Below are 17,987 nucleotides of genomic sequence, written 5' to 3'. Positions count from 1 at the left end.
AATGGCGCCACACTGGCTCGCATCCGACCTTTCTTGACCCAACGCACACGACCGCCATGAACGCCCGAGACCCGCAACAGAACGCCCAATGGAATGCCCGCCGCCTCGCCGCTACGCCGCGCGGTGTCGGTGTGATGACCGACCGCTACGCCGAGCGTGCCGAGAACGCGCTGTTCTGGGACGTCGAAGGCCGCCGCTACATCGACTTCGCGGCTGGCATTGCCGTGGTCAACACGGGCCACCGCCACCCGCGGCTGGTGCAGGCTGTGCGCGAGCAGCTGGATCACTTCACGCATACCGCTTTCCAGATCGTGCCGTACGGCTCGTACGTCGAATTGGCCGAGCGCCTGAACACGATCACGCCCGGCACGCACGCCAAGAAGACCGCGTTCTTCACCACCGGCGCCGAGGCTGTCGAAAACGCCATCAAGATCGCACGGGCGCACACGGGCCGCCCGGGTGTCATTGCACTCACGGGCGCCTTCCACGGCCGCACGTTCATGGGCATGTCGCTGACGGGCAAGGTGGTGCCGTACAAGACGGGCTTCGGGCCGTTCCCGGGCAGCATCTACCACGTGCCCGCGCCGGTCGCGCTGCATGGCGTGAGCACGCAGGATGCGCTGGATGCCATCCAGCGCTTGTTCAAGGCCGATATCGATCCGCGCCAGGTGGCGGCCATCATTTTCGAGCCGGTGCAGGGCGAGGGCGGCTTCTACCAGATGCCTGCCGACTTTGTGCGTGCCATCCGCGCACTGTGCGACGAGCACGGCATCGTGATGATCGCCGACGAAGTGCAAACCGGCTTTGCCCGCACCGGCAAGCTGTTTGCCATGGAGCACACCGGCGTGCTGCCGGACATCACGACGATGGCCAAGGGCCTGGCCGGCGGCCTGCCGCTGTCTGCTGTCACGGGCCGCGCAGAGATCATGGACGCACCTGCTCCGGGCGGGCTCGGCGGCACCTATGCCGGCAATCCGCTGGCGGTGGCGTCCGCACATGCCGTGCTCGACATCATTGCCGACGAGAAACTCTGCGAGCGCTCCGCCGCGCTGGGCGCACGTCTGGTCGATGCACTGAACGCTGCCAAGGCCAAGCAGCCACGCATTGCAGAAGTGCGCGGCGTGGGCGCGATGGTTGCTGTCGAATTCAACACGCCGGACGGCAAGCCCGACGCCGATTTCACCAAGCTCGTGCAGCAACGGGCGCTCGAAGCCGGCCTGCTCCTGCTGTCGTGCGGCGTGTACGGCAACGTGATCCGCTTCCTGTTCCCGCTCACGATTGAAGACGCGGTATTCGAAGAGGGCCTTGCCATCCTGCAACGCGCACTGGAGGGCTGACACCATGACCCGCACCGATTTGCCGAGCGCGCCGGTTACGCCGCCGATCGCACTGAAAGACCCCGGCCTGTGGCGCACGCAGGCGTTCCTCGCCGGCACTTGGGCCGATGCCGACGACGGCGCCACGCGCGACGTGACCGATCCGGCCACGGGCCGCAAGATCGGCACCGTGCCCGGCATGGGCGCCGCCGAAACGCGCCGCGCCATCGATGCCGCCCAGGTTGCACAACGCGCCTGGCGCAAGGTGAGCGCACGCGATCGCGCCAAAATCCTGCGCAAGCTGGCCGATCTGATGATGGAGCACCAGCAGGACCTTGCGGCCATTCTCACGGCCGAGCAAGGCAAGCCGCTGCCCGAAGCCGCCGGTGAAATCGCTTACGCCGCGTCGTTCATCGAATGGTTTGCGGAAGAGGCACGCCGCATTTACGGCGACACCATTCCGTCGCCGCAGGGCGATCGCCGCATCGTCGTGCAGAAGGAGCCGATCGGCGTGAGCGCGGCCATCACGCCGTGGAATTTCCCCATCGCGATGATGACGCGCAAGGTCGGCCCCGCGCTGGCGGCGGGCTGCTCGATGGTGGTCAAGCCGGCGCTGGAAACGCCCTACTCTGCGCTCGCGTTTGCCGAGTTGGCGGCGCGCGCCGGCGTGCCGGCAGGCTTGCTGTCGATCGTCACCGGCGATTCGCAGGCGATTGGCGGCGAGCTGACGTCCAACCCTGTCGTGCGCAAGCTCAGCTTCACGGGCTCGACGGCCGTGGGTCGTTTGCTGATGCGCCAGTGCGCGGACGACATCAAGAAGCTTTCGCTCGAGTTGGGCGGCAACGCGCCGTTCATCGTGTTCGACGATGCCGACGTCGATGCGGCCGTGGAAGGCGCGATGATCGCCAAGTACCGCAACGCGGGCCAGACCTGCGTGTGCGCGAACCGCTTCTACGTGCAGCGCGGCATCTACGACACCTTCGCTGCCAAGCTGGCCGACGCGGTGCGTGCGCTGCGCGTGGGCAACGGCACGGAGCCCGGCGTGCAGCAGGGCCCGCTGATCCACATGCGCGCGATGGAGAAGGTGCAACAGCATCTGGACGACGCCGTACGCCAGGGCGCCCGCGTGCTGGTCGGTGGCAAGCCGCATGCGTTGTCCGCACAGGGCGGCGCGTTCTTCGAGCCGACGGTCGTCGTCGATGCGAAGCCAGGCATGCTGGTCGCGCATGAAGAAACGTTCGGCCCGCTGGCGGCGCTCATTCCTTTCGATACGGAAGACGAAGCCGTGGCGGCCGCAAACGACACCGAGTTCGGTCTCGCCGCGTATTTCTACACGCGCGATCTGGGCCGTGCCTGGCGTGTTTCGGATGCGTTGGAGTCGGGCATGGTCGGCGTCAATACGGGGCTGATCTCGACGGCGGAGGCGCCGTTTGGCGGCGTCAAGCAATCGGGGCTGGGCCGCGAAGGCTCGAAATACGGCATCGACGAGTACCTGGAGATCAAGTACATCAACATGGCCGGCCTTTGAGCCTGCGGATGGTCGGGATCGGACGCATCACGCTGCGGTGATGCGTCCGCCGCCGCTTGCTCTATAATCACCCTTCTCTGGCGCGCCGATTTGACGACTGGCTTGCGGGCGCGCGGGAGTCCAGACATACACGCATGTGGCTCTGGGCTCTCATTACAAATGCGGCTAAAGAGGTTCGGTCAGAGCGGGGGTGGTGAAAGCAAGCGCCCCACGTGCGCCACATGAGAACCCGATTGGTTGCGTGAACAGCGTTGCCGGTCGGGTTTTTTCTTTGGTGCCATGACAGACATCCAGGCTGACCCCGCGGTCACCGCAGCCGATGCGGCGCAGGCCGATCCCTCCACTCCGAAGGCACATCAGGGCAAACCGGCCAACGCCATCGGCCTGGTCGTGCCCGAGCGCATGCACTTTGCCGAGCCGCTGCAACTGCGCAACGGCTCGCAGATCAGCGGCTACGACCTGATGGTCGAAACCTACGGCACGCTCAATGCCGACCGTTCCAACGCCGTGCTGGTCTGCCACGCGCTCAACGCCTCGCACCACGTGGCCGGCGTGCACGCCGAGGGCGAAGTCGGCTGGTGGGACAACATGGTCGGCCCCGGCAAGCCGGTCGACACCAACCGCTTCTTCGTCATCGGGGTGAACAACCTCGGTTCGTGTTTCGGCTCGACCGGCCCCATGAGCCCGCATCCGGAAACCGGCCTGCCTTATGGCGCGCGCTTTCCCGTGGTGACGGTGGAAGACTGGGTAAACGCCCAGGCGCGCGTGGCGGATCGTTTCGGCATCCAGCAATTTGCGGCGGTGATGGGCGGCAGCCTTGGCGGCATGCAGGCGCTGGCCTGGAGCCTGATGTATCCCGATCGGCTGCGGCACTGCGTGGTGGTGGCCTCTACGCCCAAGCTGTCGGCGCAGAACATCGCCTTCAACGAAGTGGCGCGCAGCGCGATTCTGTCCGACCCCGATTTCCACGGCGGCGATTACTACGCGCACAACGTCAAGCCTAAGCGCGGCCTGCGCGTGGCGCGGATGATCGGTCACATCACCTATCTGTCGGACGAAGACATGGCCGCAAAATTCGGCCGCGAGCTGAAGGCGGAGGACATCCGTTTCTCCTTCGACGTCGAGTTCCAGGTCGAGAGCTACCTGCGCTACCAGGGCGACAAGTTTGCCGAGTATTTCGATGCGAACACGTATCTGCTCATCACGCGCGCGCTCGATTACTTCGACCCCGCACTGGCCTACGGCGGCAGCCTGACCAAGGCCGTTGCGCATACCAAGGCGAGTTACCTCGTCGTCAGCTTCATGACCGACTGGCGATTCGCGCCGGCGCGCAGCCGGGAGCTGGTCAAGGCGCTGCTCGACAACAAGCATCCCGTCACCTACGGCGAGATCGACGCACCCCACGGCCACGACGCTTTCCTGCTGGAAGACGCGCGCTACCACGCGCTGGTGCGCGCCTATTACGAACGCATCGCCCAGGAGATCGGCGCATGACAACGCAAACGCTGAACCCCGCTGCGCCGTCCGCGGTACCGAACATCCTGGCCGATCGCGCGGACTTCCGTGCCATCGCCCGCTGGATCGAGCCGCGCTCCACCGTGCTCGACCTCGGCTGCGGCGACGGCAGCCTGCTGCGCGTGTTGCAGGACGAGCTCGACGTGCTGGCCTACGGCATCGAGATCGACGATGCGGGCGTACTGGCGTCCACGAAAAAGGGCGTGCACGTGATCCAGCAGAACATGGAGGGCGGGCTGGCCCTGTTCGAGGACAAGAGCTTCGATACGGTCATCCTTTCGCAGACGCTGCAGACCATCCACAACACGGCGCAGGTGCTGCGCGAGATGCTGCGCGTGGGCCGCGAGTGCATCGTGTCGTTCCCCAACTTCGGTTACTGGCCGCATCGGCTGTCGATCTTCCGGGGGCGGATGCCGGTGTCCAAGTCGCTGCCCTACGAGTGGTACAACACGCCCAACGTGCGCGTGCTGACCATCCGCGACTTTGAAGCGCTGGCGCCCAAGGTGGGGCTGGTGATCCTCGATCGCGTTGTACTGCACGAAGGCAGCGTGGTGCGCTGGGGCGCCAACTGGCGCGGCAGCGTGGCGGTGTACCGGGTGCGCGCGGGCTGATTGCCCGGGCATCGACCGTTTAGCGGTGTGCTGATTTGCGCGCACCGACGCGGACCACAGCGGCGCGCTACACTCGATCATCTTCCGATGAGGAGCGTGCGATGAGCAGAGAGATCCGGCGCAGAAGTTGGCGCATCCTGCAGGCGGCGTTGGTGGTTGCGATCGGGATGGCGGCGCCTTTTGCACTGGCCGCACCCTCTCCGCAGGATGTGCGGGGCGACGCCGACGCCCTCACCCAGATTGCCATCGCGCACTACGAAAAGAACGATTTCGGCCACGCCTTCGACGAATTTGCAGAGGCCGCCCAGCGCGGCAACCGGCTCGCACAATTCAACTACGCGATGATGCTGATGCGCGGCGAAGGCACCGTCGCGCGGCCTGATGAAGCGGTCAAATGGCTGCGTCGTGCCGCCGATAACCAGATGACCCACGCGCAGTTTGCCTACGGGGAATTGTTCGAACGCGGCGAGCTGGTTCCGCGCTCCCTGGAAGAAGCCAACAAGTGGTACGAACGTGCCGCCGTCGGCGGGCATGTCGAGGCGCAGCGCGCGCTCGCCACCGACTACTTCACCGGACGCGGTGTGCCGCGCGACTACGGGCGTGCGTTCACTTGGTACAAGAAGGCGGCCGAGGGCGGCGACGCGCCATCGCAGTACATCGTCGGCAGCTATTACGAGCGCGGTGAGCCCGGCGTGGTGGCGCAGGATATCGAGCAGGCCAAGAAGTGGTACGGCAGGGCGGCTGCCCAAGGCGACGTCGGCGCACTGGGCAAGCTGCGGGCACTGGTGGAGCAAACGTATCGCGCCAAGCATGGCGATCCGCCCACAGCGGCACGTCAGTCCATGTAGGACACGCAAGAAAAACCGCCGGGCATGGCAGCATGCACCGGCGGTTCTTGTTTTGGAGCGCGTTCAACCGATCGTCAACAGCACCGGCCGACGCGGCCGGCGTAGCGCGCGTCCTGGCGTTCGCGGAAGAAGTCTTCGTACGTCATGACGGCCTGGTCGGGGTGCGTCTCCTGCATGTGCCGCACGTAGGTGTCGTAGTCCGGCACGCCGACCATCAGACGCAGCGTCTGGCCCAGGTAGCGGCCGAAGTTTTCGAGTTCTTCGCGCATGCCCGTGCTCATGCGCCCAGCGCTTCGTACGGCGTTTCGTTGGCGGTCGGGCGGCTCGCAGCGCGTGCCTTGAGCACCGTGCGCAGGCCATACCACGCGATGCTGACCACCACGAGAATGAACAGGCCACACAGGAACGCGTCGATGCGGTCGTTCAGCACCACCTGCTGCATCTGTGCCATCGACTTGGCCGGGGCCAACAGCTTGCCTTCGGCGATCGCGCTGGCGTACTTGTTGGCATGCGCCAGGAAGCCGATCTTCGGGTCCGGATCGAACAGCTTCTGCCAGCCGGCGGTGAGTGTGCAGATCAGCAGCCAGATGGTCGGCAGCAGCGTCACCCAGACGTAGCGGTCGCGCTTCATCTTGACGAGCACGCAAGTGCCCAGCGTCAGCGCAATCGCGGCGAGCATCTGGTTGGAGATGCCAAAGAGCGGCCACAGCGTGTTGATGCCGCCCAGCGGATCGACCACGCCCTGGTACAGGAAGTAGCCCCACAGGGCGACGGTCGCGGCCGTGGCAATGAGGTTCGCGACGAGCGAGTCCGTGCGCTTGAGTGCCGGCACAAAGGTGCCCAGCAGATCCTGCAGCATGAAGCGCCCAGCGCGCGTGCCTGCGTCCACCGCCGTGAGGATGAACAGCGCCTCGAACAGGATCGCAAAGTGGTACCAGAAGGCCATCATGGCTTGGCCGCCCACCACTTGGTGGAGGATGTGCGCCATGCCGACGGCGAGCGTCGGGGCGCCGCCTGCACGGGCAAGGATGGTGTTCTCGCCGACGTCCTTGGCCGTCTGGATCAGCACGTCAGGGGTGATGACGAAGCCCCAGGTGGACAGCGTGTGCGCCACCGTATCCGGCGTCGCGCCCACGAGTGCTGCCGGGCTGTTCATCGCGAAGTACACGCCCGGATCGATGACCGAAGCGGCCACCAGCGCCATGATGGCGACGAACGATTCCATCAGCATCGCGCCGTAGCCGATGAAGCGGGCCTGCGTTTCGTTCTCCAGCAACTTGGGCGTGGTGCCCGACGAGATGAGCGAGTGGAAGCCCGATACCGCGCCGCACGCAATGGTGATGAACAGGAACGGGAACAGGTTGCCCGACCACACCGGGCCGCCGCCGCCGGCAAACTGCGTCAGCGAAGGCATCTGCATCTTGGGCGCGACGATCAGGATGCCGATCGCCAGGGCGAGGATCGTGCCGATCTTCAGGAACGTCGACAGGTAATCACGCGGGGCCAGCAGCAGCCACACCGGCAGTACCGAGGCGACAAAGCCGTAGCCGATCAGCATCCACGTGAGGGCCTTGCCGTCGAACGTGAACAGCGGCGCGAGGGCAGCATTTTCGTGCACCGCCTGGCCACCGATGATGGCCAGCATCAGGAGCACGAAGCCGATGATGGAGATCTCGCCGATACGGCCCGGGCGGATGTAGCGTACGTACACGCCCATGAACAGCGCGATGGGAATCGTCGCGGCCACCGTGAAGGTGCCCCACGGCGAGCCGACCAGCGCCTTCACCACGATCAGCGCCAGCACGGCCAGGATGATGATCATGATGAGGAACGCGCCAAACAGCGCGATCACGCCAGGCACCGTGCCCATCTCGCTCTTCACGAGGTCGCCCAGCGAGCGCCCGTCGCGGCGGCTGGAGATGAACAGCACGATGAAATCCTGCACCGCACCGGCAAACACGACGCCGGCCAGGATCCACAGCATGCCCGGCAAGTAGCCCATCTGCGCGGCCAGCACGGGGCCCACCAGCGGGCCAGCGCCGGCAATGGCCGCAAAGTGGTGGCCGAACAGCACATGCTTGTTGGTGGGAACGTAGTCGAGCCCGTCGTTGTAACGCCAGGCGGGCGTTTTACGGGTGCCGTCCAGGCCGAGCACCTTGTCGGCGATGAAACGGCTGTAGTAGCGATACGCGATCAGGTAGATGCATACGGCGGCCACCACCACCCATAGCGCGCTGACAGCCTCGCCGCGCGCAAGCGCAACGGTGGCAAAGGCAGACGCGCCAAGAATGGCGACGACCAGCCAGATCAGGTGTTGCCTGACGAAGCTCATGTCGGTCTCCTCGAACCTTGGTCGAAGTAATCTGTTGAATGCGGGATGTGGGTTCATCCCTGCGGTGAGTCCTGCCCCGTGACAGGGGCGTGTAGTATTTGCCAGCCGCACCCCGCACCACAAGCGGAGGACTACGCAGCGCACGTCCGTAGTTCTACGCAGGCGCCACACCCGACCGAGACCGCGGCGCCCGCTTGCGATGCCGCAATGCCCGCCGCGTTTTGCCATGAAGCTCCGCCAGAAGATCCTGCTGCTCGCCGTCGCACCGCTGACCATCGCCATGCTGGCGATCATGCTGACCGTGCGCCATCAGTCGATCGCGCTGGCGCGGCACGAGCGGCAGTTGGTGGAGTCGGCGTATCTGCAGGCCAAGGAGACCGAGCTGCGGTCTTACGTCAAGCTTGCGCAGAGCGCCATCGCGCCGCTGCTGGCGGCCGGCCATGGCGGCGACCCGGCCCGGGACGAAGCCACACGCGACGAGGCCATGCGCACCCTCGCCCGTCTCGACTTCGGCACCGACGGCTATTTCTTTCTCTATGATCTGCGCGGCCGCAACCTGATGCACCCGCGCCAGCCAGAACTTGTCGGCCGCGATCTATGGGACCTGACGGACGCCGGGGGCCAGCCGACCATCCAGAAGCTCGTCGCCGCCGCGCAGGCTGGGGGTGGTTTCGTGCGCTACATGTGGGACAAGCCATCCACGCACCAGAGCGTGCCCAAGCTCGGTTACGTCGAGCCCATTCCGCAGTGGGGCTGGATGGTCGGCACCGGCCTGTACCTGGACGACATCGAACAGACCTTGCGTGAGATTGACCGGCGCGCGCAGGCCAACATCGACCAGACGCTGGCCTGGGTGGTGGGCATTGCCGCGATCAGCATCCTGCTGGTGGCCGGCAGCGGCTTGGCGCTGAACGTGAGCGACCACCGCCAGGCCGATGCCAAGCTGCGCCAGCTCGCGCAGCAGGTGGTGAAGTCCCAGGAAGACGAACGCGCGCGCGTCTCGCGTGAACTGCACGACGGCATCAGTCAGGTGCTGGTGTCGACCAAGCTGCTGCTGGAAACCGCGCATGGCCATCTTGAAGCCGCGCCTGCATCGCCGGCGTCGATCGAGCGGGCGGACAGCATGCTGCGCCGCGCGCTCGACCGGTTGAACGGAGCGCTGGGCGAGGTGCGCCGCGTGTCGCACAACCTGCGCCCTGCGCTGCTCGACGATCTCGGCCTGGCAGCCGCGCTTGAGCTGCTCGTGCGCGAAACGCGCGAGGCACACGAAGACACCCAGCCGGGGTTTGCGATTGCGCTCGAACTTGTCGGCCCGCCCGTGCAACTGCCGGACGCGTGCAACACCGCGCTGTTCCGCATTGCGCAGGAGGCCGTCTCGAACATCGAGCGCCATGCCACGCAAGCGACGCGCATCGGCGTCCTGCTCGAAAACGATATCGATGCCGTGCGTTTGTCCATTCGCGACAACGGCCCGGGCTTCGACGTGGAGTCCGTGCAGGTGGACCCGCAACACGGGATCGGCCTGCGCAACATGCGCGAGCGCATGGCAGCGCTGGGCGGCACCTGTACCATCGCCTCGGGCCCGCACGGCACCGAGGTGAGCGCCGTGCTGCCGCATGCCGTCATCGCTCAACTGGCTTCCGCCCCCTCTTCTCCTCTCGTATGAACATGCGTACTCCTGCGCCCGTCAAACTGCTCCTCGTCGACGATCACCCGCTCGTGCGCGATGGCGTGCGCGTGCGGCTCGAAGCCGTGCCGCATTTCGAAGTGGTGGGTGAAGCCGGCGATGCTGAAGCCGCCCTGCAGGCCGCGCGCACGCTGTCGCCTGACCTGGCGCTGATGGACATCGGCATGCGCGGCATGAACGGCATCGCGCTCACCGAGAAGTTTGCTGAAGAGTTTCCCGAGATTGCCGTGCTCGTGCTGTCGATGCACGACAACCTGGAATACGTGCGGCAGGTGATGCGCGCCGGCGCGCGCGGCTACGTGCTCAAGGACGCGCCTGCCAGCGAACTGGTCGAGGCCATCGACGCCGTGCTGGCCGGCCGGCCCTTCTACAGCGCGCAGCTGGCGATGCGCATGGCCGAGCAGGCCGTCATGCCCACGCCGGTGGAGGCGCTTACGCCGCGCGAGCGCGACATTCTCGACGGCATCGCCAAGGGCTACGCCAACAAGCGCATCGCCGACGAGCTGGGCTTGTCTGTGCGCACGGTGGAATCGCACCGCCTGAACCTGAAGCGCAAACTCGGCATCGAGGGCCAGGCGGAACTGGTGAAGTTTGCGGTCGAGCTGGGAAAGGGCCGTTAGGCGCCCTTCGCGCTGTCCACGTAATCGCGCACCATCGCTTCGAACGAGGTGTCGCGCCCAAAGCCCATGGCATCGGCGCGGGCGGTATCGAAGCGCGCCGGCCAGCTTTGCACGATGGCCTTGATGCGGGCGTCCGGCTCCCAGCGGATACGCGAGACCGGCGCATCACCCGCCACCTTGCGCAACGCCTCCACCATCTCGCCCACCCGCACGGTAATGCCCGGCAGGTTCAGTGATCGGCGATGGCCCCATGCCGACGCCGGCAGCGTGTACGCGTGCAGCAGCGACGCCACCACCTGACGCGGCGACGCGAGCCACAGCTCAGTCTCGGCTTCCACCGGGCAGATGGCTTCCTCGCCGGCCAGCGGCTCGCGGATGATGCCGCTGGCAAAGCTCGAGGCCGCGCCGTTCGGTTTGCCCGGGCGCACCGACACCGTGGGAATGCGCACCGCGCGGCCGTCGATGTAGCCCTTGCGCGAATACTCGCCGACCAGGAATTCGCCCATCAGCTTCTGGACGCCGTACGAGGCCTGCGGTGTGGCGGCCGTGTCGTCGGTGACAACGGCGGGCAACTGGCCGCCAAACACCGCCACGGAGCTTGCGAACAGCATGCGCGGCGCACGGCCGGTCTTGGCGTGCTGCGCGCGCAGCGCATCGAGCAATGCGCGCGTGCCGTCCAGGTTCACGCGCATGCCGAGGTCGAAGTCGGCCTCGGCGGTGCCGCTCACCACGGCGGCCAGGTGGAACACGCCGCCCACGTTTTCGTCGATCACCTTGGCGATCAGGGCGGGGTCGGAGGCATCGCCGGTCACGTAGCGCACGCGCGCATCGGCAATCTGGCCGGCCACCTGGTCCAGCACGATGAAGGTCTCAACGCGCTGCACCGAGCCGTCCGCATCCGGCAGGCCGGGTTGTTCGAGCAGTGCCGCCAGCACGCGCTGGCCCAGGAAACCGGCGCCGCCGGTGATGACGATGTTCATGGTGTCTCCTTGTTGCCCGACGTAACCCGCCGGGCGTTCTGATCGATGCCTAGGGTAAACAGGGATGAAGCTCTGCGACTCAACTTGTATGATGACACGACGAATTTACGCTTGCCAAGACATCCCTGCCCCATGTTTGAACGACTCGACGCCGCGCCCTCCCTGTCCGACCGCGTGGCCCAGACCCTGATGGACAAGATCGACGCGGGCGAACTGCGCCGCGGCGAACGCATGCCTTCCGAAACCGTGCTCGGGCAGGAATTCGGTGTCAGCCGTACCGTGATTCGCGAGGCCATCTCACGGCTGCGCCACGAAGGCGTGGTCGAAGCCCGCCAGGGCAGCGGCGTGTACGTCACGCAGCAGGCCGGCCTCAAGCCGCTGCGGATCGATGCTGCGCAGGCCGGGTCGATCGACGCCGTGCTGCACATCATCGAACTGCGCCGCGCGCTGGAGGCCGAAGGCGCCGCGCTGGCCGCCCAGCGTCGCACCGAGGCCGAGATGATCGAGATCGACGCCGCACTCGACGGTATTGACGCTGCCGTGGCGGCCGGCGGTGACGGCGTGACCGAAGACCTGCGCTTTCACCATGCCATCGCGGCGGCCAGCGGCAATCCGTTCCTCGTGCAGGCGCTTGGCTTCTTCAGCCAATACCTGGAGGAAGCGATCGGCGTGACGCGCAGCAACGAAGCGCGCCGTGAAGACTTCGCCCGCCAGGTCCGCGACGAGCACCGCGCGATGGTCGAGGCCATCCGCCACCGCGACGCATTGGCTGCACGCAATGCCGCGCAGACCCACATGTTCAATGCCGCTCGTCGTCTGGCCGAAGGGCGCGACGTGGCGCAAGACTGATTTCTGGAGTCATTCATGACGCAATCGATGGCTGACCGGAAGGTCGGCGTGATTGGACTGGGCGCCATGGGCCTGGGCATTGCCAAGACCCTGCGCAATCACGGCTACACCGTGCATGCCTGCGACGCGCGCCCCGGCGCCGCGGCGGATTTCGCCAAGGAAGGCGGCGTGGCCTGTGCAACGCCAGCCGAGGTGGCGGCGGGCGTGGACGTGGTGGTCTCGGTGGTGGTCAACGCCGCGCAGACCGAAGCTGTGCTGTTCGGAGAGGCCGGTGCAGCGGCCGCCATGCGACCGGGCAGCACCTTCGTCATGTGTTCTACGGTCGACCCGAACTGGTCGATTGCGCTGGAGGCGCGTCTCGCGCAACTTGGCATTCTGTATGTGGATGGCCCCATCTCCGGCGGGGCGGCCAAGGCTGCCTCGGGCCAGATGACCATGATGACCTCGGCCACGCCCGAGGCATATGCGGCAGCGGGCCATGTGCTCGACGCCATGGCCGGCAAGGTCTATCGCCTGGGTGACAAGGCGGGCGCGGGCAGCAAGGTCAAGATCATCAACCAGCTGCTGGCCGGCGTGCACATCGCCGCCGCCGCCGAAGCCATGGCCCTGGGCCTGCGCGAAGGCGTGGCAGCGGATGCGCTGTACGAAGTCATCACGCATAGCGCGGGCAACAGCTGGATGTTCGAAAACCGCATGGCCCACGTGCTGGCCGGCGATTACACGCCGCTGTCCGCCGTCGACATCTTCGTCAAGGATCTGGGCTTGGTGCTCGATACCGCGCGCGCGACCAAGTTTCCGCTGCCGCTGGCGGCTACCGCGCATCAGATGTTCATGCAGGCATCCACGGCCGGTTATGCGAAGGAAGACGATTCGGCCGTCATCAAGATCTTCCCGGGCATCACGTTGCCGGAGGGCCAATCGAAATGAGCGTTGCGCAGACCTCCCGCCCAGTCCTCGGTTGCATCGCCGACGACTTCACCGGTGCGACCGACCTTGCCAACATGCTCGTGCGCGCCGGCATGCGCACGGTGCAGACCATTGGTGTGCCGCAGGCTGGCGGCGAGGCCATCGCGGCGGATGCCGATGCGATCGTCGTTGCGCTCAAGTCGCGCACGATTGCCGCGGCCGATGCCGTGGCGCAGTCGTTGAATGCACTGCACTGGCTGCGCGCGCAAGGCTGCTCGCGCTTCTTTTTCAAATACTGCTCGACCTTCGATTCCACCGATGCCGGCAACATCGGCCCCGTGGCCGAAGCGTTGATGGCTGAGCTGGGTACCGATTTCACATTGGCCTGCCCGGCGTTTCCGGAAAACGGCCGCACGATCTTCCGTGGCCATCTGTTCGTGGGTGACGTGCTGCTCAACGCGTCGGGCATGGAGCACCATCCGCTGACGCCGATGCGCGATCCGAACCTCGTGTCGGTGCTCGCGCGCCAGAGTGCGGGCAAGGTCGGCCTGCTGCGTTACGACGCCATCATGCGCGGTGCGCAGGCTGCGCGCGACCAGGCCCAGCAACTGCGCGCCGACGGCGTGAAGCTGGCAATTGCCGATGCCATTTCGAACGACGACCTCATCGTGCTGGGCGAGGCGTTTGCCGACCTGCCGCTGCTGACGGGCGGCTCGGGCCTGGCGCTGGGCCTGCCGGCGCAATATCGCCGCGCAGGGCTGATTACCGCGCAGGGCAACGCGGCGCAGCTGCCCGCGGTGGCCGATTCGGCGATCGTGCTGTCGGGCAGCTGCTCGCGCGCGACGAATGCCCAGGTGGCGCACTGGCGTGCCTCGCGCCCGGCGTTCCAGGTTGATCCGCTGGCGTTGGCTGAAGGCAAACCGGTGGTGGTCGAGGCGCTCGATTTCGTGCATCGCCACGCAGGTCAGACGGTGTTGGTGTACGCCACCAGTGCGCCGGAGCAAGTGGCCCACGTACAGAAGGCGCTGGGCGTGGAGCGCGCCGGCAAGTTGGTGGAAGACGCACTGGGCCGCATCGCGCGCACGCTGCATGCCGACGGCGTGCGCCGCTTCGTGGTGGCTGGCGGCGAGACCTCGGGCGCGGTGGTGCAGGCGCTGGATGTGAGCGCGCTGCGCATCGGCCCGCAGATTGATCCGGGCGTGCCCTGGACGGCCACGATCGACAACGACCCCGTTGCACTGGCATTGAAGTCCGGCAATTTCGGGACGGTGGATTTCTTCGAGAAGGCGCTCGCGCAGCTGGCGCACGCCACGACGGAGCCGGTCGCATGACTGCAACGAACGAAAACGCGCTGCGTGAAGAGATCGCCCGCGTCGGCCAGAGCCTGTATGCGCGTGGTTACACCGTCGGCACTGCGGGCAACATCAGCGCGCGCCTGCCTGACGGCTGGCTCATCACCCCCACCGACGCCTGCCTTGGCACGCTGGACCCGGCGCGCATTGCCAAGGTGCTGGCGACAGGCGAGTGGGTCGGCGGCGACAAACCATCGAAAACGCTCGCCCTGCATCGCGGCATCTACGACCGCAATGCCGACGCGCATGCCGTGGTGCACACGCATTCGACGCATCTCGTGGCGCTTACGCTGGCGGGCGTCTGGCATGAAGCCGACGTGCTGCCGCCCATTACGCCGTACTACGTGATGAAGGTTGGCCACGTGCCGCTTGTCCGTTATCAGCGGCCGGGGCATCCGGATGTCGCTGCGCAGATTGCCGAGCTGGCCTGCGACGTGCGTGCCGTGCTGCTCGACCGGCTGGGGCCCGTGGTGTGGCACGGCTCGGTGTCGAACGCGGCGTACGCGCTGGAAGAACTGGAAGAAACCGCACGGCTTTGGTTGATGACCGAACCCAAGCCGGCACCGCTGTCCGACGCGCAGGTCGACGAACTGCGCCAGACGTTCGGAGCCCGTTGGTAGCGATCAGGAGCAAATCGGTAGCCCGCTGCCCGGCCCACATAAAACCTACACCGGAGACCACATGAACACCTCGACCGCCACCACGGCGGCGTTGCCTTCGCACGCCGTTTCAAAAGAGGACAGCGTCTATGCGCGCGTGTCGCGTCGCATCGTCCCGCTCATCATGCTCTGCTACGTGGTCGCGTACCTCGACCGCGTGAACGTCGGGTTTGCGAAGCTGCAGATGTCGCAGGCGCTGAATTTTTCGGAGACGGTCTACGGGCTGGGTGCCGGCATCTTCTTCATCGGCTATTTCCTCTTCGAGGTGCCGAGCAACCTGCTGATGAACAAGATCGGCGCGCGCATCTGGATCGCGCGGATCATGATCACGTGGGGCTTGATCTCCGGCGCGTTCGCATTCGTGCAGACGCCCACCCAGTTCTATGTGATGCGCTTTCTCCTGGGCCTGGCAGAGGCCGGCTTCTACCCCGGCATCATCCTGTACCTGACGTACTGGTATCCGTCGCACCGCCGCGCACGCATCGTGGCGATGTTCATGGCGGCGATTCCCATCTCAGGCATCTTCGGCAACCCGCTGTCGGGCTGGATCATGAGCGCATTTCACGGGGTGGGCGCCGGCGACGGCTGGCAGGGCTGGCAGTGGATGTTCGTGATCGAAGCCATCCCTGCCGTGCTGGTTGGGCTGCTGGTGCTCTGGAAGTTCGATGACAGCATCCGCAAGGCCAAGTGGCTGTCGGAAGACGAAAAGCAGATCCTCGAAGCCAACATTGCGGCCGATAACAAAGGCAAGACCGAGCACCCCGGCATCGGCAAGGTGTTCTCCGATCCGCGCGTGTGGATGATGAGCCTGATCTACTTCGCCTTCGTCATGGGCCAGTACGGCTTGACGTTCTGGATGCCGACGCTGGTGAAGAACGCCGGTGTGAAAGACACCCTGATGGTGGGCGTGCTGTCCGCCATTCCGTATGTCTGTGCGGCGATCACCATGGTGCTGATCGGCCGCAGCGCCGATGCACGACGCGAGCGTCGCTGGCACCTTGTTGTGCCGGCGCTGATGGGCGCAGTCGGGTTTGCCGTGGTGGCGACCGCCGGGCACAACGTGGCGCTGTCGATCGTGTTCCTCTCATTGGCTGCCGCGGGTGTGCTGACGTGTGCGCCGCTGTTCTGGTCGCTGCCCACGGCGTTCCTGCAAGGCACCGCTGCTGCGGCCGGCATTGCCGCCATCAACTCGGTCGGCAACTTGGCCGGGTTCGTGAGCCCCTATATGATCGGTGCGCTCAAGGACATGACGGGCAGCACATCCGCCGGCATGTATGCGCTGGCGGGCGTGCTGGTACTTGGCTGCATTGCCGTGTTGCGCACGCCGCCCAAGCTGGTCAATAAATAAGCAATCGTATTCAGAGGTCTGTCATGCCGCGCTTTGCCGCCAACCTGTCCATGATGTACCAGGAGCACGCGTTCCTCGACCGCTTTGCCGCCGCGGCAAAAGACGGCTTCGAGGGCGTGGAGTTTCTCTTTCCTTACGACTTCGACAAGGCCGATATCCGCGCCCGTCTTGACGACGCTGGGCTCACGCAAGCGCTATTCAATGCCCCGCCGGGCGATTGGGCGGGCGGCGAGCGAGGCATCGCCTCATTGCCCGGTCGCGAAGACGAATTCAAGCGCGGCATTGCCACGGCGCTGGAGTATGCGCAGGTGCTGGGCAACACGCGCCTGCACGTCATGGCCGGCCTGCTGCCCGCCGGTGCAGACCGCGCACGCCATCACGCCACCTACGTGAGCAACGTCGCCTACGCTGCGCGCGAGGCTGCCGGCGCGGGTGTCACCATCGTGCTGGAACCCATCAACACGCGCGACATGCCGGGCTTCTTCCTCACGCACCAGGCGCAGGCGCATGCGGTGTGCAAGGAAGTCGGCGCGGCCAACGTCAAGGTGCAGTTCGACCTGTACCACGCGCAGATCATGGAGGGCGATCTGTCGGTCAAGCTCAAGCAGTACGTCGATGGTGTGGGCCACGTGCAGATCGCCGGCGTGCCCGATCGCCACGAACCGGACGAAGGCGAGCTGCACTATCCGCACCTCTTTGCGTTGCTGGATGCGCTTGGCTACAACGGCTGGGTCGGCTGCGAGTATCGGCCCCGTGCCGGCACCAGCGAAGGGCTCGGCTGGCTCAAGCGCTGGCGTGAGAGCCAACGCTGATCGGGCTTCCCCAAACAAAAACGGCCGGCGCTGCGTGTGCAGTCCGGCCGTTGTGTTTTGGCGCGCCGCTTACGACTTGCACGCGCCGAGGTAGCGGCCCTGGTAGTGGAAGCCGCTCTTCATCGGTCCGAACTGCGGATGCTGATACTGCCCATTGCCGCTGATGTTGTACGACGTCGACGTCAGCGGGCCGCTCGCTTCCAGCACGCCCTTGCCGCCTTGCGGGTCTTCGCACGACAGCGTTACCTTGAGCGTGCCGAGCGTGTAGTTCCAGCGCGTGAGCTTGCAGCCTTGTTGATCGCGGCGAATGGAACGCTCGAACATGGCGCGCACGTCCCCGGCATCGTTGGCGCTCAGGCAGCCGCGTTCGGGGCGGCTCGGTACTTGGCGGCCTTGCTCGTCAAAGTGCGGCAACGGCTTGCCGTTCAGCGTCACGCTCGCCGTGCTTTCCCACAAACCTGGCGTGACTTCCTGCGCGTGCGCGCCCAGCGCCAGTCCAGCCAGCAGTACACCGCTGTGCCACAGCTTCATATTGGATACCTTGAACGGATGAGATGACGCGACGCCCATCCCCGCCCGGCATGAGCGGCGATGGGCGTCGGGGACGCGCGATGCGTTGGATCG

17 protein-coding genes are annotated in these 17,987 nt (G+C 66.0%); 13 read left to right on the top strand and 4 right to left on the bottom strand.

The features are described from left to right. Positions 1-56: 56 nt before the first annotated feature. The 5 genes from gabT to R2669_RS13485 all read left to right on the top strand — a co-directional run bounded on the left by gabT (position 57) and on the right by R2669_RS13485 (position 5,818). Complete coding sequence (gabT, locus tag R2669_RS13505) at positions 57-1,337, top strand: 4-aminobutyrate--2-oxoglutarate transaminase (protein ID WP_316875186.1); 1,281 nt, start codon at positions 57-59, stop codon at positions 1,335-1,337. Between the two features lie 4 nt (positions 1,338-1,341). After that, entirely contained in the window at positions 1,342-2,844 is a 1,503-nt protein-coding gene (locus R2669_RS13500) for an NAD-dependent succinate-semialdehyde dehydrogenase (RefSeq protein WP_316900588.1), read from the top strand. Between the two features lie 279 nt (positions 2,845-3,123). Next, on the top strand, positions 3,124-4,338 hold the full coding sequence (gene metX / locus R2669_RS13495; RefSeq protein WP_316900586.1) for a homoserine O-succinyltransferase MetX: 1,215 nt from the start codon (positions 3,124-3,126) through the stop codon (positions 4,336-4,338). After that, the gene (metW, locus tag R2669_RS13490; RefSeq protein ID WP_147213461.1) at positions 4,335-4,970 is read left to right on the top strand and encodes a methionine biosynthesis protein MetW; all 636 of its coding nucleotides are present in this window, start codon (positions 4,335-4,337) and stop codon (positions 4,968-4,970) included. Before metX ends, metW begins: the two co-directional genes overlap by 4 nt. Positions 4,971-5,137: 167 nt before the next feature. Continuing rightward, positions 5,138-5,818: a tetratricopeptide repeat protein gene (locus R2669_RS13485; RefSeq protein ID WP_410003861.1), complete on the top strand. Its 681-nt coding sequence runs from the start codon at positions 5,138-5,140 to the stop codon at positions 5,816-5,818. Between the two features lie 74 nt (positions 5,819-5,892). On the opposite strand, the gene R2669_RS13480 is transcribed toward R2669_RS13485, so the two are convergent. Next, positions 5,893-6,087, bottom strand: coding sequence for a YbdD/YjiX family protein (locus R2669_RS13480; RefSeq protein ID WP_027678649.1), 195 nt, complete (start codon positions 6,085-6,087; stop codon positions 5,893-5,895). Positions 6,088-6,095: 8 nt separating this feature from the next. Further along, positions 6,096-8,150 carry a carbon starvation CstA family protein gene (locus R2669_RS13475; protein ID WP_316888957.1) on the bottom strand — a complete coding sequence of 685 codons (2,055 nt, stop codon included), beginning with the start codon at positions 8,148-8,150 and terminating at the stop codon, positions 6,096-6,098. 226 nt (positions 8,151-8,376) lie between these two features. Between R2669_RS13475 and R2669_RS13470 the strand changes: the two genes are divergently transcribed. Next, positions 8,377-9,816 carry a cache domain-containing protein gene (locus R2669_RS13470; protein ID WP_316900583.1) on the top strand — a complete coding sequence of 480 codons (1,440 nt, stop codon included), beginning with the start codon at positions 8,377-8,379 and terminating at the stop codon, positions 9,814-9,816. Then, positions 9,813-10,457 carry a response regulator gene (locus tag R2669_RS13465; RefSeq protein WP_147213457.1) on the top strand — a complete coding sequence of 215 codons (645 nt, stop codon included), beginning with the start codon at positions 9,813-9,815 and terminating at the stop codon, positions 10,455-10,457. Before R2669_RS13470 ends, R2669_RS13465 begins: the two co-directional genes overlap by 4 nt. Here R2669_RS13465 and denD read toward each other — a convergent pair. Next, entirely contained in the window at positions 10,454-11,437 is a 984-nt protein-coding gene (denD, locus tag R2669_RS13460; RefSeq protein ID WP_316900581.1) for a D-erythronate dehydrogenase, read from the bottom strand. The two genes, R2669_RS13465 and denD, sit on opposite strands and share 4 nt — an antisense overlap. 132 nt (positions 11,438-11,569) lie before the next feature. Here denD and R2669_RS13455 point away from each other — a divergent pair, with 132 nt between their 5' ends. The 6 genes from R2669_RS13455 to otnI all read left to right on the top strand — a co-directional run bounded on the left by R2669_RS13455 (position 11,570) and on the right by otnI (position 17,363). Continuing rightward, positions 11,570-12,286 (top strand): FadR/GntR family transcriptional regulator, encoded by a 717-nt coding sequence (locus tag R2669_RS13455; protein WP_102064183.1) that lies wholly within the window; start codon positions 11,570-11,572, stop codon positions 12,284-12,286. A 15-nt stretch (positions 12,287-12,301) separates the two neighbouring features. Continuing rightward, positions 12,302-13,213, top strand: coding sequence for an L-threonate dehydrogenase (ltnD, locus tag R2669_RS13450; RefSeq protein ID WP_316900579.1), 912 nt, complete (start codon positions 12,302-12,304; stop codon positions 13,211-13,213). Continuing rightward, a complete protein-coding gene (gene otnK, locus R2669_RS13445; RefSeq protein ID WP_316900577.1) occupies positions 13,210-14,523 on the top strand; it encodes a 3-oxo-tetronate kinase in 1,314 nt (437 codons plus the stop codon). The genes ltnD and otnK overlap by 4 nt, the downstream gene beginning before the upstream one ends. Next, positions 14,520-15,164, top strand: coding sequence for a 3-oxo-tetronate 4-phosphate decarboxylase (gene otnC / locus R2669_RS13440; RefSeq protein ID WP_316900575.1), 645 nt, complete (start codon positions 14,520-14,522; stop codon positions 15,162-15,164). Before otnK ends, otnC begins: the two co-directional genes overlap by 4 nt. Before the next feature lie 61 nt (positions 15,165-15,225). After that, on the top strand, positions 15,226-16,551 hold the full coding sequence (locus R2669_RS13435; protein ID WP_316888949.1) for an MFS transporter: 1,326 nt from the start codon (positions 15,226-15,228) through the stop codon (positions 16,549-16,551). A 23-nt stretch (positions 16,552-16,574) separates the two neighbouring features. Beyond that, a complete protein-coding gene (gene otnI, locus R2669_RS13430) occupies positions 16,575-17,363 on the top strand; it encodes a 2-oxo-tetronate isomerase (protein ID WP_316900573.1) in 789 nt (262 codons plus the stop codon). A gap of 69 nt (positions 17,364-17,432) precedes the next feature. On the opposite strand, the gene R2669_RS13425 is transcribed toward otnI, so the two are convergent. After that, entirely contained in the window at positions 17,433-17,894 is a 462-nt protein-coding gene (locus tag R2669_RS13425) for a DUF3617 domain-containing protein (protein ID WP_316900571.1), read from the bottom strand. Between the last annotated feature and the right edge of the window lie 93 nt (positions 17,895-17,987).

It is taken from the genome of Ralstonia edaphi, from assembly GCF_958350185.1.
Lineage (GTDB): Bacteria > Pseudomonadota > Gammaproteobacteria > Burkholderiales > Burkholderiaceae > Ralstonia > Ralstonia edaphi.
Note: the sequence above shows the minus strand (reverse complement) of the source record. Positions and strands in the feature narration are given on the sequence as shown.

Coding starts and splice junctions, on each gene's coding strand:
- R2669_RS13435 (WP_316888949.1), top strand. CDS start 15,226: ATGAACACCTCGACCGCCACCACGGCGGCGTTGCCTTCGCACGCCGTT.
- otnK (WP_316900577.1), top strand. CDS start 13,210: ATGAGCGTTGCGCAGACCTCCCGCCCAGTCCTCGGTTGCATCGCCGAC.
- R2669_RS13485 (WP_410003861.1), top strand. CDS start 5,138: ATGGCGGCGCCTTTTGCACTGGCCGCACCCTCTCCGCAGGATGTGCGG.
- otnC (WP_316900575.1), top strand. CDS start 14,520: ATGACTGCAACGAACGAAAACGCGCTGCGTGAAGAGATCGCCCGCGTC.
- R2669_RS13465 (WP_147213457.1), top strand. CDS start 9,813: ATGAACATGCGTACTCCTGCGCCCGTCAAACTGCTCCTCGTCGACGAT.
- ltnD (WP_316900579.1), top strand. CDS start 12,302: ATGACGCAATCGATGGCTGACCGGAAGGTCGGCGTGATTGGACTGGGC.
- metW (WP_147213461.1), top strand. CDS start 4,335: ATGACAACGCAAACGCTGAACCCCGCTGCGCCGTCCGCGGTACCGAAC.
- otnI (WP_316900573.1), top strand. CDS start 16,575: ATGCCGCGCTTTGCCGCCAACCTGTCCATGATGTACCAGGAGCACGCG.
- metX (WP_316900586.1), top strand. CDS start 3,124: ATGACAGACATCCAGGCTGACCCCGCGGTCACCGCAGCCGATGCGGCG.
- R2669_RS13475 (WP_316888957.1), bottom strand. CDS start 8,150: ATGAGCTTCGTCAGGCAACACCTGATCTGGCTGGTCGTCGCCATTCTT.
- R2669_RS13480 (WP_027678649.1), bottom strand. CDS start 6,087: ATGCGCGAAGAACTCGAAAACTTCGGCCGCTACCTGGGCCAGACGCTG.
- R2669_RS13470 (WP_316900583.1), top strand. CDS start 8,377: ATGAAGCTCCGCCAGAAGATCCTGCTGCTCGCCGTCGCACCGCTGACC.
- R2669_RS13425 (WP_316900571.1), bottom strand. CDS start 17,894: ATGAAGCTGTGGCACAGCGGTGTACTGCTGGCTGGACTGGCGCTGGGC.
- gabT (WP_316875186.1), top strand. CDS start 57: ATGAACGCCCGAGACCCGCAACAGAACGCCCAATGGAATGCCCGCCGC.
- R2669_RS13500 (WP_316900588.1), top strand. CDS start 1,342: ATGACCCGCACCGATTTGCCGAGCGCGCCGGTTACGCCGCCGATCGCA.
- R2669_RS13455 (WP_102064183.1), top strand. CDS start 11,570: ATGTTTGAACGACTCGACGCCGCGCCCTCCCTGTCCGACCGCGTGGCC.
- denD (WP_316900581.1), bottom strand. CDS start 11,437: ATGAACATCGTCATCACCGGCGGCGCCGGTTTCCTGGGCCAGCGCGTG.